Below are 14,427 nucleotides of genomic sequence, written 5' to 3'. Positions count from 1 at the left end.
TGTGGAATAATGATTTTTCTTTAAATAATTAGGTTTCAATTATATTTTTCGTCCTGGCCGGACAGGCTTCTTTCTTTTTGAAAAATTTGTTAGGCTGGAACTAAACAGAACAAAGATGCTCTACTTGGCTTAGCCAGTTATAAATCCATATTGTTATTCACGTTAAAAGCCTTTAGTTAGGGCTCAGACGAACGTACCTGATATAACCCGTACCTTCCGTTTTAGCAGCCAAACCTTCAGTGGTTAAAGGAATTTCCAGATCTTTAACATAATATTTATTGTCTTCAACAGCGGTTTCGAAACGTAACTTATACCCTTTGTTTACCTTGGTATCGTCAATATCCAAAATGGTAACACTTCTATCGCCACCTGTAACAGAAGCTCCGGTAATGCCACTGATATTGACAGGTTTCTTTTTATATGCCTTGTGCCATTCTTTTAAATCAGGGTACCATTTTTTATCCGATCCCATTACATAAAGTGTTTTTTCGTAAGTGCCTTTCGCATCAATCAGAGAAACTGCAATGTATGCCCCCTCGCCAACGTAGTTGGTCATTTGCACCATGCATTTATACTTCGTTGTTTTTTGTGCCGATGACAGTGTGGGTATGGATAACACCAGCACAAAAGCCAGACACCATTTATTGATATTGTTCATTATATTATTTCAAAAAGTCGATTGATACTTTGTTTTTCATTAAAAATTCGTTCTCTGTTGCCAGGTCGTAAGGTGTTTCTTTAAAATCAGTGGCCACATCTTTTTTAGCACCAACTGAAATTAGATATTTCATCAATTCAGCGTCTTTTGCAGTCATTGCTGCTTTGTGTAAAGCGGTATAACCTTCTTTGTTTTTCAGGTTAACATCAACGTTGAAATCTGCAACCAGTTTTACCAGTGCCAGATCATTTTTTGCAACCGCTAAATGATATAATGAATTACCATTTGGTTGTACTGCACCGAGGTTATAACCTTTATCTTTTAAAACATTAAGTTTCGCATTAAAATCTTCCATTCCCCTTGGGCTATAAGCCTGGAAAAGGTAATAAGCCAGGTTGTTTCCATCCTTATCTACTGCATTAATATCCGCACCTTTATCCAGCAAAAACTTTACTATTTCTGCCGAATTGCCACGAACCGCCATAGCCAGTGCTGAAACACCTTTGGCATTTGCCTGATTAATGTTTTTTACATTTTTTGACAACAATTCTAACGTTCCTAAATCTCTGTTTGAACCTGCTGCGGCAATAAAAGCAGTATTGCCTTCCTTATCGGGCTGGTTTACATCAACACCTTTAGAGAGGAAATAATTGATCACTTCTTCTTGTTTTGGTTTACGTGCAATGTAAAACAAAGCATTCTCGCCATTGCTGCCCACTGCAGTTGGTTTCAATTTTAAGCCTTCTAAATATTGAAAAACAGCTAAACCATTGGCAGTACCACGCCCACCCTGTGCGGCCATAATCACTGCATTATCATTATACTTTACCCCTTTTGCAATGAGTTTATTCATCAAATCGATATTTCCACTTCTTGCAACGTAGTTGAAAGCTGTATTTCCGGCAGCATCAGTACTGTTCAAACTCAAACCTTTTGATACGAAATAGTTTGTTAAAGCAAAATCCTTATCGTTAGGGATGGCGATTAATAAAGCATTTGCACCATCATGGTTTAAATCTTTTTTTAGGTCAGTGCCTTTTTGAATCAAAAGATCGTATACTTTGGTATCAGTTTGGCCGCCAACCGCAGCAAAGGTTAATGGAGAATAACCATGGCTGTCTTGTATGTTAACTTTTGCTCCGTTTTTTAACAGATATTCCATTACCGGAATATTTCCCTTCGATGCAGCCCAGAAAAGATAGGTTCTGCTATCATGAGTAAGTTTATTTACATCATTCCCTGGTTGAGCCAAAAGGAATAAGATTGATTCCTGCGGTGCACCATTATTAATGGCATATACAGAAGCATCAAATGACATTGCATTAAGTTGCGATGGATTGCTTCCTTTCGCAATCTCAGCTTTAATTGTCGCTAAATCTGTATTTCCTTTCCAGAAAGACTGTTCAAAAAAAATGTTTTTTTGAGCCTGTACAGTAAATGATGCCATTGCAAGAACAGCGAATAGGATTTTTTTCATTTCTAAGCTAATAGTTTTGATTATTTATTCAATGACCGGTTTTTCCAGGCCCAAAGAATTTCGGCTAAGTTAACAAGAATCATTCTAAATAACGCATCAAATATTTTATTTATTTAAATTAGATGATGTTTTATTAAAAATAACAAAACCGCTCATCATATAACGAGCGGTTTTTGATTAAGGCAATTAATTATTCCACCAAACTTTATCTACCGTTACCTGGTCGCCTCCTTGTCTGGAAGCCTCGGCATTGTTGGTTTGTCTTTCTGATTCCGGGTACATTAACCGAAGTGGCCTTGCTGCCGGCGATGGCGCCCCTAAAGAGTTAGGAATGGCAGGTAAACCCAGCCTTCTGTAGTCACTCCAGGCTTCGATACCATTAATGCTATTAAGTGAAAGCCATTTCTGGGTAATGATTGCACTGATTTTATCAGTTGCCTGATCAAAGTCTACAGAAGGCTGAGCATTATAAGCAGCAAAACTGGCTGTGGGAACTTCATTATAGGTAAATGAGGCTTGAATACCCTGCTCATAAAATGTTTTGGCACTTCCGGCAATCCATCCCCTTTGTGCTGCCTCAGCTTGCAAAAACAAACTCTCAAATGAGCCCATTAATACCAAAGGTTGCAAAGCACTTTTTAAAAGACCAGCAGCGGCATTTCCATTTTCCTGCGGGCCCCGAAGTGCAGATGTTGCCGCCCTGTTATATTCAGCACTGGCCGTTGGGTTTCCAAAAAGCACTCCTTTATAATCTCCAGCCACAGCCTGATATATTTTTGCCATGCGTGGATCATTCCGCATTTTATACTGATCAATTAAAAAGCTTGTAGGCCTTAGGTTATCATAAGCTGCTGTTGTTGCCCCCTGAACATTGCGGTAATAGGTTTCCCAGAAAGGATTGATTTTTCCAGCGGTATTTTCATAACCTGGTTTTAAAGTCGCGTTTTGGTTTAACTCTAAATAACCACTTCCTTCTGCCTGTATTTTTTGAATTTCGGCAGCAATATAGGCCTGATTATTGGTTTGGCTTTGGCGAATCAACGCTCTTAATTTGATGGTATTCCCAAATTTTGCCCATAGTTGCTTCGATCCGTTAAAAATAATATCAGCTCTTGCAATGGTTGCATCGGTACCAGCGGCCTTCACTTCATTTATTCCATCCGTAATTAAATTAATCGATTTTTGATAAACTACTTGTCCGCCCTCATAGCGTGGTGTCGGAAATTTTGTTCCCTGCAAAGCATCATCAAAAGGAATGTTGTTGTAAATATCAACCAATCTTAGAAAAGTCCAGCCCTGCATGATTTTTGAAATTCCTGAGTAATAACCTGCTCCCTCTGCCTGGCCTTGTTCTTTAATCAATTGATAATAAAGCAGGTTTTGAAATCCATTTTCCCATATTGGAATTCCATCTCTCTGGTGCCTGATTGATGGGCCATCATAAGTTTTTTCCTTAAAGTATTGATTGATTCCTTCACTATTGGTGCCCCAGTAACCTCCCCAAAAAGAGCCTAATTGATTCAATTGGATAGCCTCTTGATTTACCGTGCTCAAAAGCGCAGCGGGCAATTTCGCACTTAAGGGTAAATTCTGGTTAACCGGATTGTTTGGATCATCGTTTACATCCAAAAATTTCTCACAGGAACTAAAACCAATGCTGATTAGTGCTGCAAATAGATATATGCTTAAATTTCTTTTCATCTTTTTAATCTTTAAAATACCACATTAACATTAAAACCGAATGTTCTGTACGGCGGAACCTGTCTGAAACTGATGTAACCATCAGTATCATTATATAAATATTCCGGATCACCATAAGTGTTGTCCTTGTGCCTGATCAGGAAAAGGTTGTTTGCGATAAAACTTACTCTAGCCTCTTTAATCACATTTTGTTTAGCTAATAATTTTGCCGGCAAATTATAGGTTACGTTAAGTTCACGCATTTTGAAAAAATCAGATTTTGCAGCAGTGTTACTTTGTACAGCACCTTGCGCTTGCCAAAAAGCCTTGTCACCTCTCGACAAAACGGAAGTATTTGGAACAAAAACACCCGGAGAAGTTTCAATCACAGAGTTTGGATAAATAAATGGCTGCCTGTTAAATTCAACGGTAGCCGGATGTGTTCCTGCTGTGTACATTCTTGGCACAATTTCCGAATATAACCAACCTCCCATTCTCCAGTCGAACTGGGCACCTAAGCTTAGGTTTTTATAGGTTACCATGGTATTTAACCCCATTTGATGGGGAGGCACCATTGTACCCAAATGTACAGGATCGGTAGCTACAACAGGGTTTCCATTGGAAGCATTGATGATCACATTTCCATCCGGATCCCTTTTGTAATCGCTAACCTGCAAACTCGGGTAGGCCTGACCAATATTGGCATACGATTGACGGAAAATGTTGAATGATTCCAAACCTTCAAAAAGCTCTTTAACCTGATTATTGATATAAGTATAGTTAAAGCCCAAATTCCACTTAAAGTTCGCATTGCGGATAATATCTCCGTTTAAATTTAACTCAACCACACTATTGGTTAACCTTCCTGCATTTACTCTTGCACTTGCGTAACCTGTGGCACGAGATGTGGTGGCATTAAAAATTTGTCCTTTCGAATCGGAGAAAACGTAAGCACCTTCAAAGTTTAAACGGTTATTGAACAATCCCAATTGAATACCCGCCTCGTAGGAGGTTACAAATTCGGGCTCAATATCAGGATTTGGGAAGGTTGACCCGGGTAAAAAACCTACCAGGTTACCAAATGGAAAACCATTGGCCTGGCTATAAGGATTATTTAATGAATAAGGATTAAGTGTATTGTTTCCTGTTTTGTTATATGAGGCATAAATCTTACCGAAGGAAAGCTGTTTGCTGTTTTTTAGAGATGAAATGGCTTCAGAGAAAACGAATGAAGTACTTACTCCCGGATAAAAATATGAACGGTTTTCCTTGCTTAGCGTTGAAACCCAGTCATTTCTCCCGGTAAGGGTTAAGAACAGATAATTATTGTAGCCTGCAGTAAACTCTCCGTATGTGGCCAATGAACGAAATTTGGTAATGGCACTTCTCCCAGCCAGCTGACCCAACGCACTTCCCTGATTAAAAAGATCAGAGAATAAAAGATTTGCAGAACTCAGATTATGCGCTTTGGTATAATCGCTTCTTAAGTTTTGACCTAATAATAAACGTGTTGTAAATTTCCCAAAATCTTTATTGAAGTTTAAAATCAAATCGCTGTTGACTTTTCTGAAATTATCAGATCCATCATTGACTGAACCATTAACATTTCTTTGACCGATGCCTTCAAATTTCCCCACGGTGCTCCTGGTTTCAGCAATAGTTGAGTAATAACCGAAACGGTACAGTGCTTTAAACCAAGGCGTAAACTGATAATCCAGTTCAATTTTTCCATTTAAGGTTTGTTGCCTGGTATCATCACGATAGTTGTCGATCTGGAAATAAGGATTTTTTTGCTGATCGGTAAAGAAATGGGCGGGATTGGCTGTAGAATTTTTATCCTGCCAGTTCCTCATCGTGGTAAAATCGAAATTCGCTGGTAATTGATAAGCGGTAATCCACGGACCATCTGGCGTGGTATTTTTATTAAAAAGCACGTAATTTACATTATAAGAAGTATTCAGCTTACCGAATTTCCTCGTCCCGTTAAACCTCGCTCCTGTTCTTCTACTTTCATCTTCAGGAATAATTCCTTTAATAGTTACATCCTGAACAGACAGAAAATATGTTGATTTATCATCACCTCCCGAAAACGACAAATCATTCTGCATGTTTAATCCCGTATCAAAAAGATCGAGGCGATTGTCTTTAGTTGGGGCAGCGTATAATGCTTGTGGCTGGCTACCATCAGGCAACACAGATCCAAAGTTTTTCATGGTACCATCAAATGCTGGCCCCCAACTTTCATACTGTGTGGCCACATAAGCCCCATTTACGCCCTGGCCAAAAGTATTTTGAGCTGGCGGCAACATCATCACTTTTGAGAAAGTGGTTGTGTTGGAGAAAGTAACCCTGCCTCTTCCTTTTGCGCCCTGCTTAGTGGTGATCATGATTGCACCATTCACACCTTCAGAGCCATATAAGGCTGCAGCATTAGCACCTTTCAAAACCGTGATTTCTTCAATATCATTTGGGTTGATACGACCTATTGTTGGCACAGGAACACCATCCAGCACATAAATAGGCTCATTTTTTGTACGGTTTAAAGATCTAGAGCCCCTCATCACAATCTGAATTTGCGGATCTACCTTACTATCATACATATTAACCCGCAAACCTGAAACTTTACTCGTTAATCCTGTTAAGGGATTAATCGTTTTTCCCTGATTAAGATAGTCGTCTTTAATTGTTTGAGTACTTGTGCCCAATTCCCTTGCCGATCGTTTAATACCCAATGCTCCTGTAACCACCAATTCTGCCAGTTGGTTTTCTTCGTTTTCCAATATTACACGAATATTATTGCTCGAACTTGTTAAAAGAATGGTTTGTCTTTTATATCCAACATAGGCTACCGATAATTTATCTCCACTGTTTGCAGCGATAGAAAATTCACCGTCCTTATCGGTGTAAACGCTTTCATTTTTTCCTGCAACAAACACGCTCGCGCCGGCAAGTGGTTTCTGCTCGGCATCGATCACTTTCCCTTTAATGGTCATTTTCTGTGCTTGTGCGAATAAGGAAAGCGTAATGGCACAGAAAAACATAAGTAAGTTTTTCTTCATAAATTTAAAATGCTAATGATTTTGTTACTGCGTTATTTATATATAGTCTAAATAAATAGTAATTTTGGAGCAAAAGTATCATTATCAATAACCTCAAAATACCCGATAAAGGAAATTTTATGCGCTCAAACGGAAATATTGCAGATAGCACAATCAATTTTATGCCTGTTCACAGAATGAGCAGCGATTCAAAAAGTTTAGAATTAAATATTGATGGTGCGCTGTTAAGAAAAGTACATATCAAGGCTGAGGGTTTTTACATGTATAGCATTAAGGTTGTTCCTGAAGAATTCTACATGTTTGTCAGCAATTCTGCAGTAACGAAAGTTGATGGCAAAAATCATAAGATTTTGCTACTGCCCGGGCAATATTTTATTCTAAGTGAAAGTGAGGAGACCAGTTATCGTTTTTTCATCAATCATACAGAACAAAACGACGATATTTTTTTTATCCGTTTAAATAGGGAAAAATTCAAAACTTTTACCGAATCCATCGCATTGAACAAACAAATGTCAATGGATGTGAACATGGTCAACATCTTAAGCAGTATGTTTGATTGCAGCTACGAAAACGAAATAAAATCTGCTTTTTTACAAGCCAAAATCATTGAATTGCTTTGTTCAATTGAACATCAGATTAATGAGCTGAATAAAAACATCGAAACATTTGAGGTTCCTGCGCATATGATTGAACCAATCAAACTGGCTAGAGAAATCATGATCAGTAATTTAAAAGAGCCATTATCGCTGGCGGGCTTAGCCAGACAAGCGGGGACGAATGAAAACTATTTAAAAAAGTATTTCAAACTCATTTTTGGCCAAACTGTTTTTGGTTTCCTGAACGATTATAAAATGCAGATGGCAAAAAAAATGCTCACAAAGGATAAAATGCCAATCAGCCAGGTAGCGGCAGATTTAGGCTATAAAAATTCTTCGAATTTTAGCGCTAACTTTTTTAAATATTATGGTTTTTTACCAAAAAAATTCAAGGCTGGCAAACTATATCTGCTGTTTATTTTAGAAGATTTGATTGTTGCTTTTGAAGAATTGGTGTTGGCAATAGTTTGCTGAATCCTTTTAAATTGTGTTTTAAAGGCTCTAGTTTTCCCGGGCCATGAAATGGAGTTCTTTTTAATCTCTTTTAATAATTCTCTGATTTTTTTTCTCCGATTCTTCATCATTATCCATCCAATATTCAAAATCCTTCCAGGCCTCGTTTGTAAATATGATGGTTTATGCTTCAACGCTCGTCACATCTTTCAATAAAAATCTTTCCACCTTCTTTCAAGCTTTCTAATCGTTTACGATTAGCTTCTCAAAGCAATTCTTTATATCATAACAACGGCTTCAACACCGCCCAAACATTCTCTGCTAAAATCTTATCCCCTTCAGCTGTTGGATGGATACCATCATCCTGATTTAATCTTGGAATCCCTCCAACCTTATCCAGTAAAAATGGAATCAAAACCATATTATTTTTTTTGGCTAAATCAGGGAAGATATTTTTAAAGTCTGAAGCATATTTAGCGCCCATATTTGGTGGAACCTGCATTCCTGCCAATACAAATTTTACATCAGGGTATTTTGTTTTTACCCGGTCAATGATATCCTGCAGGTTTTTAATGGTTTGTTTTACAGGTAAACCACGCAGCCCGTCATTTGCTCCGAGTTCCAATACAAAAATATCTACAGGCTGTTTTAGCAGCCAGTCAATCCTTCCTTTACCACCTGCTGATGTTTCTCCGCTTAAACCTCCGTTAATTACATTATAGGGCAGGTTGAGCGAATCTATTCTATTTTGAATCAAAGCCGGGTAAGCTTCAGTAGGGTCAAGACCATAACCTGCAGTTAAACTGGTTCCAAAAAAGAGAATATTTTTCTTTTGACCGGTATTGGTTGATGTTCTTTCGTCAGCTGAATCTAAAGTTTTCTCCTCATTGTTGTCACTTTGTTTGTTTCCACATGCAGCAAACATCAAAGCCAAAACAAATAGCCCCATAAATCGTTTTCGTAACATAATATCTAATTCCATCTCTAATTAAAAACCATTATCTTAACAGGCAAAGCCATGTTATGTTTGGCAAAATCCATATACAAACCCTTTAATTCAAAAATTTGGAAAGTATCTTAAACATTCGAAATGTAAGCAAAATTTACCAAAGTGCCGGAAGAGAACTTACGGTTCTTGACCAGATTAATTTCTCTATTGAAGCTGGTTCTACGGTTGCCATAACTGGTCCTTCAGGAAGTGGGAAAACAACTTTATTAGGTTTATGTGCGGGCTTGGATCGCGCAAGCAGTGGCACTGTTGAACTGAAAGGAATCGCGCTCGAAAAATTGAATGAAGATGAACGTGCAGCCGTGCGCAATCAATATGTGGGATTTATTTTTCAAAACTTCCAACTTTTACCTACACTTACCGCACTGGAAAATGTGATGGTTCCCCTCGAACTGAGAGGCGCTAAAAACATTAAAGCGCAGGCAATGGAGTTATTGGAAAAAGTAGGCTTAGCAGATCGGTCGCATCATTATCCCGTACAACTCTCAGGAGGCGAACAACAAAGAGTTTCTCTGGCAAGGGCTTTTTCTAACCAACCCGCTATTCTTTTTGCCGATGAACCCACCGGAAATCTTGATGCAGAAACCAGTGAGAAAGTAATTAAGCTTCTTTTCGACCTGAATAAAGATGCCGGAACAACCTTGGTTATTGTAACCCACGATTTAGAACTCGCTGCCCGAACAACCAGAACAATAAAAATTAAAGGCGGCATTATTATATCAGATGAAAATCCAAGTTATGCCTAATACCAGCCTAAAGCAAAGCATCAAATTTTCATGGCTATTTAAAATGGCATGGCGAGACAGCAGAAAGAACCGATCGAGACTTTTGCTTTTCATCTCTTCCATTGTTTTGGGTATTGCAGCCTTAGTGGCTGTATATTCCTTTAAAGATAACCTGCAACGGGATATTGATGCTCAGGCTAAAGAACTCACCGGTGCCGATTTGGTTTTAGACAGCAGAAAAGGTGTGAGCAAGGCGATGCAAAAAATGCTCGATAGCCTGGGCGATGAGCGGTCGCAGGAAAAAACCTTTGCCTCGATGATTTATTTTCAAAGCGATGGTGGAAGCCGGCTGGTACAGATGAAAGCTTTGGAAGGAAAATATCCTTACTACGGATCGATAGAAACCACTCCTGTAGCCGCAGCCGATCACTTTCAGGAAGACAGAAACGCTTTGGTTGACCAAACCCTGATGTTACAGTTTAATGCAAAGGTTGGCGATTCGGTTAAGGTTGGCGATTTGAATTTTAAAATATCAGGCGCTTTAAATAAGGCACCTGGGCAAAATGGAATAGCGGCAAGTGTGGCACCCATTGTTTACATTCCTTTAAAGTATCTTGCTCAAACAAACCTGATTAAAACAGGAAGCAGAATCAATAATAAATTCTATTTCCGTTATGATGATCCATCTGGTGTTGATGAATGGGTAAGAAAAAACGAACCTAAGCTCGAAAAAGAAGGCTTTGACGCTGATACGGTTGAATCCAGAAAGGAACAAACCGGAAGATCTTTTAAAGATGTAAACCGCTTTTTGGCCTTATCGGGTTTTATCGCTTTACTGCTGGGTTGTGTAGGTGTAGGTAGTGCCATCCATGTTTACATTCAGGAAAAATTAAGCGCCATCGCTACCTTACGCTGCCTGGGGTTAAAATCCCGGCATGCCTTTTTTATCTACCTGATTCAAATATTTTTCATCGGACTGATTGCAGCTATACTCGGGGCAATTCTCGGAACCGGGATTCAATTCTTATTACCACTGGTTTTAAAGGATTTCCTTCCCGTGGAAATCACCATGCAGGTTTCATGGCCTGCGGTTGGACAAGGGATTTTATTGGGTTTAATTATTTCCATCTTATTTGCATTGCCCTCACTCTTATCGGTAAGAAAAATTTCCCCGTTAAATGCGATTCGCATTTCCTTTGAAAAAACAGGAGGTAAAAGAGATCTTTTAACCTGGATCGTTTATCTTTTAATGGCGGCGTTTATAGTTGGATTTACACATTTGCAAATGAAAACCTGGGCGCAAACCTTAGCTTTTGCCATTAGCATTGGTGTAGCTTTTGTCCTGTTGATTATTCTTTCCAAACTGCTGATGTTTTTGGTTAAAACACTGCTACCAAAATCTTCCAGTTACTTATGGCGACAAGGATTTGCCAATCTTTACCGCCCAAACAATCAAACCCTCATGTTAACGGTCTCGATTGGGTTATCAACGGCATTTATTTGTACATTATTTTTTGTTCAGGGCATTTTGATGAGCAGGGTAACGCTTTCATCAGGAAGCAATCAACCAAACATGGTTATGTTTGATATCCAGAACACTCAAAAAGAAAGAATAGATAGCTTAACAAAGTCATTTAATTTACCGTTAATGAATCAGGTTCCGGTAATTACCATGCGCATTGAGGAAATAAACGGCAAAAAAGCAAGTGCAGATACCAACAATCGCAGGGCGTATCGAAATGAGATCCGGGCAACTTATCAGGATACACTAACAGCTGCAGAAAAAATTGTTGATGGCAAATGGATTGGAAAGATAAAACCCAACGAAAAAGTTTATATCTCTTTGGATCAGCGTTATGCGCAACAAATCAATGTCGGCCTGAATGATAAAATCCTCTTTAATGTTCAGGGAATGATGATCCCTACTGTTGTTGGTAGTTTGAGGGAAGTTAACTGGAGTAGAATGCAGACTAATTTTAGGGTAGTCTTCCCTGCAGGGGTTTTGGAAGAAGCACCACAATTTCATGTTTTAATGACCCGGGTTCCAACAAGCGAATTATCGGCAAAATTTCAGGGCGAAGTAGTTAAAAATTTCCCGAATGTATCAGTAATTGATTTAGATCTTATACTGAAACTATTGGATGAATTGTTGGATAAAATCGGTTTCGTTATCCAGTTTATGGCAGGGTTTAGCATGGTAACAGGATGGATAGTATTAATATCGGCAGTATTGACCAGCAAAAACCAAAGGATAAAAGAAAGTATTTTACTCAGAACAATAGGTGCCAGCAGAAAACAAATTCTGGCCATTAATGCCATTGAATATTTCTTTTTAGGGGCCTTTGCTGCTGGTGCAGGATTAATTCTCGCTCTTGGTGGAAGCTGGGCGCTGGCTAAATTCAGCTTCGATGCAGCCTTTGTACCGCCATTTTTACCTACAACAGGGCTTTTCGTGTCTGTGGTCTTAATTGTGGTTATTACCGGCGTTTTGAGTACAAGAAGTATTTTAAACCAGCCACCGTTGAAAATTTTAAGAACTGAAGGGTAATTGGTTCATTAGTTCATTGGCTCATTAGGTAAGTAGTAGTTCAATTTAACTCATGACCATACCTCAAGTGGTTCATCTCCACAACGTTATTGTAAGGAGAAACGACAAAGCAACCTATTTTGTTGTAGCAATCGTTTAGTATTAGAAAGATTGCTTTCACGCCACCTCACATATCCTTTCTTCAGTTCGCAATGACGGGCGTTTCAAAAGGTTGGTGCTGACTTACGAAGTTTCGTTAGGTTTGCGGTTAGGGAAACTTCGTCAGTCTAATCGTCATTGCGAAGAGAAACGACGAAGCAATCCATTCTGCTACATTATCATTGAAGCATAAAACAGATTGCTTCACAAAAATGATGAGGGCTACTATGCGTTCTATGGCAATATAACGAAATCAATAAATGGTCTGTGAGACACAAACCATGGGGTATAGATATAGGTTATATAGCTAAGGTGTTCTCAGATGTCTGAGGTGGTTCACTCCAGCAACGTCATTACGAATAGGAACAACGAAGCAATCCATTTTGCTACATTATCATTGAAGTATAAAACAGATTGCTTCACGCCACCTCACGTATTCTTTCTTCAGTTCGCAATGACGGGCGTTTCAAAAGGTTGGTGCTGACTTACGAAGTTTCGTTAGGTTTGCGGTTAGGGAAACTTCGTAAGTCTAATCGTCATTCCAAGGAGAAACGACAAAGCAATCCATCCTGCTACATTATCATTGAAGCATAAAACAGATTGCTTCACAAAAATGATGAGGGCTACTATGCGTTCTATGGCAATATAACGAAAATCAACAAATGGTCTGTGAGACACAAACCATGGGGTATAGATATAGGCCACATAGCTAAGGTGTTCTCAGATGTCTGAGGTGGTTCATTACCAGCAACGTCATTACGAATAGGAACGACGAAGCAATCCATCCTGCTACATTATCATTGAAGCATAAAACAGATTGCTTCACGCCACCTCACATATCCTTTCTTCAGTTCGCAATGACGAGCGTTTCAAAAGGTTGGTGCTGACTTACGAAGTTTCGCTGGGGTTGCGGTTTGGAGCAACTTCGTCAGTCTAATCGTCATTACGAATAGGAACGACGAAGCAATCCATTTTGCTACATTATCATTGAAGCATAAACAGATTGCTTCACAAAAATGATGAGGGCTACTATGCGTTCTATGGCAATATAACGAAAATCAATAAATGGTCTGTGAGACACAAACCATGGGGTATAGATATAGGCCATATAGCTAAGGTGTTCTCAGATGTCTGAGGTGGTTCATTACCAGCAACGTCATTACGAGGAGGAACGACGAAGCAATCCATCCTGCTACATTATCATTGAAGCATAAAATAGATTGCTTCACGCCACCTCACATATCCTTTCTTCAGTTCGCAATGACGAGCGTATGGATTAAGCTTTCTCTTACAGATTGCTTCACTTCAGCTACTGATTAACCTCAATCACATCGAGTTTTCCTGTTAGCTCAATTTCATTCGTTAAATCTAACCTCAACGGCGTGATGGAAACAAAATCATTTTCCACTGCCCATCTGTCTGTATTTTCTTCCGCAGGCTCGAGTGGTGTTACTGTAATCCAAAAATGTTTCCTGCCCATTGGATCTTCTCCCGGAACAACATGTCCATCATATAATCTAACCGATTGCCTTGTCCATTTAATGTCTTTCGGCTCTGGCGGAAAGTTCACATTGTACAATCCAAGCTCATCGTTTTCCAGCAAAACCTGAAGGCTCTGCTCCACAAAAGGGGCCAGACCTTCAAAATCCGGCTCTGTTTTACCAACAGGAGTACTGAGCGCAATTCCTTTTACCCCTAAAAGTACCGATTGCTTTGCCGCAGCAAGGGTGCCAGAATGCCACATGGAATTACCCAGATTTGGCCCCATGTTAATGCCGGACAATACCACATTTGTATCTGGAAACATGTGTAAACCCAAAGCTACACAATCTGCAGGTGTACCATTCACGCGAAAAGCATCAACATTTTCAAATGTTATTGGCGAAGTTTTAATTGATAATGGTCTGGAATGGGTAATGGCATGCCCCATTGATGATTGCTCCACATCAGGTGCTACAATTCTAACCGTTCCAAAACGTAATGCAATTTTAGCTAATGCTGCGATTCCCGGACTATAGATACCATCGTCGTTTGTGATGAGAATATTCATAATTAAATAATTTAAAATTAAACGCTATAGTTAA

Annotated in this window: 9 protein-coding genes; 3 read left to right on the top strand and 6 right to left on the bottom strand. The window is 39.1% G+C overall.

Going from position 1 to position 14,427, the window contains the following annotated elements:
- Positions 1-172: 172 nt before the first annotated feature.
- The 4 genes from DU508_RS11175 to DU508_RS11160 form a co-directional block, all read right to left on the bottom strand.
- Positions 173-658 (bottom strand): DUF2271 domain-containing protein, encoded by a 486-nt coding sequence (locus DU508_RS11175; protein WP_115402900.1) that lies wholly within the window; start codon positions 656-658, stop codon positions 173-175.
- 4 nt (positions 659-662) lie between these two features.
- On the bottom strand, positions 663-2,135 hold the full coding sequence (locus DU508_RS11170) for an ankyrin repeat domain-containing protein (protein WP_115402899.1): 1,473 nt from the start codon (positions 2,133-2,135) through the stop codon (positions 663-665).
- Between the two features lie 186 nt (positions 2,136-2,321).
- Positions 2,322-3,836, bottom strand: a complete 1,515-nt coding sequence (locus tag DU508_RS11165) for a SusD/RagB family nutrient-binding outer membrane lipoprotein (RefSeq protein ID WP_115402898.1) — start codon at positions 3,834-3,836, stop codon at positions 2,322-2,324.
- 11 nt (positions 3,837-3,847) lie between these two features.
- Positions 3,848-6,874, bottom strand: a complete 3,027-nt coding sequence (locus DU508_RS11160) for a SusC/RagA family TonB-linked outer membrane protein (protein WP_115402897.1) — start codon at positions 6,872-6,874, stop codon at positions 3,848-3,850.
- Between the two features lie 119 nt (positions 6,875-6,993).
- On the opposite strand from DU508_RS11160, the gene DU508_RS11155 reads away from it, so the two are divergent.
- A complete protein-coding gene (locus tag DU508_RS11155) occupies positions 6,994-7,944 on the top strand; it encodes a helix-turn-helix domain-containing protein (RefSeq protein WP_115402896.1) in 951 nt (316 codons plus the stop codon).
- Positions 7,945-8,206: 262 nt separating this feature from the next.
- Here DU508_RS11155 and DU508_RS11145 read toward each other — a convergent pair whose 3' ends face one another.
- Positions 8,207-8,905 (bottom strand): arylesterase, encoded by a 699-nt coding sequence (locus tag DU508_RS11145; RefSeq protein ID WP_233509496.1) that lies wholly within the window; start codon positions 8,903-8,905, stop codon positions 8,207-8,209.
- An 83-nt stretch (positions 8,906-8,988) separates the two neighbouring features.
- Here DU508_RS11145 and DU508_RS11140 point away from each other — a divergent pair, with 83 nt between their 5' ends.
- Together DU508_RS11140 and DU508_RS11135 are read left to right on the top strand one after the other, a co-directional pair.
- Positions 8,989-9,678: an ABC transporter ATP-binding protein gene (locus DU508_RS11140; RefSeq protein WP_115402895.1), complete on the top strand. Its 690-nt coding sequence runs from the start codon at positions 8,989-8,991 to the stop codon at positions 9,676-9,678.
- Positions 9,671-12,205 (top strand): ABC transporter permease, encoded by a 2,535-nt coding sequence (locus DU508_RS11135; RefSeq protein WP_115403329.1) that lies wholly within the window; start codon positions 9,671-9,673, stop codon positions 12,203-12,205. The genes DU508_RS11140 and DU508_RS11135 overlap by 8 nt, the downstream gene beginning before the upstream one ends.
- A gap of 1,447 nt (positions 12,206-13,652) precedes the next feature.
- Here the strand turns inward: DU508_RS11135 and surE are convergent.
- Positions 13,653-14,393 carry a 5'/3'-nucleotidase SurE gene (surE, locus tag DU508_RS11130; protein WP_115402894.1) on the bottom strand — a complete coding sequence of 247 codons (741 nt, stop codon included), beginning with the start codon at positions 14,391-14,393 and terminating at the stop codon, positions 13,653-13,655.
- Between the last annotated feature and the right edge of the window lie 34 nt (positions 14,394-14,427).

It is taken from the genome of Pedobacter chinensis (assembly GCF_003339865.1).
In the GTDB taxonomy this organism is placed as follows: Bacteria; Bacteroidota; Bacteroidia; order Sphingobacteriales; family Sphingobacteriaceae; genus Pedobacter; species Pedobacter chinensis.
Note: the sequence above shows the minus strand (reverse complement) of the source record. Positions and strands in the feature narration are given on the sequence as shown.

Coding starts and splice junctions, on each gene's coding strand:
- DU508_RS11160 (WP_115402897.1), bottom strand. CDS start 6,874: ATGAAGAAAAACTTACTTATGTTTTTCTGTGCCATTACGCTTTCCTTA.
- surE (WP_115402894.1), bottom strand. CDS start 14,393: ATGAATATTCTCATCACAAACGACGATGGTATCTATAGTCCGGGAATC.
- DU508_RS11165 (WP_115402898.1), bottom strand. CDS start 3,836: ATGAAAAGAAATTTAAGCATATATCTATTTGCAGCACTAATCAGCATT.
- DU508_RS11135 (WP_115403329.1), top strand. CDS start 9,671: ATGCCTAATACCAGCCTAAAGCAAAGCATCAAATTTTCATGGCTATTT.
- DU508_RS11155 (WP_115402896.1), top strand. CDS start 6,994: ATGCGCTCAAACGGAAATATTGCAGATAGCACAATCAATTTTATGCCT.
- DU508_RS11175 (WP_115402900.1), bottom strand. CDS start 658: ATGAACAATATCAATAAATGGTGTCTGGCTTTTGTGCTGGTGTTATCC.
- DU508_RS11170 (WP_115402899.1), bottom strand. CDS start 2,135: ATGAAAAAAATCCTATTCGCTGTTCTTGCAATGGCATCATTTACTGTA.
- DU508_RS11145 (WP_233509496.1), bottom strand. CDS start 8,905: ATGGAATTAGATATTATGTTACGAAAACGATTTATGGGGCTATTTGTT.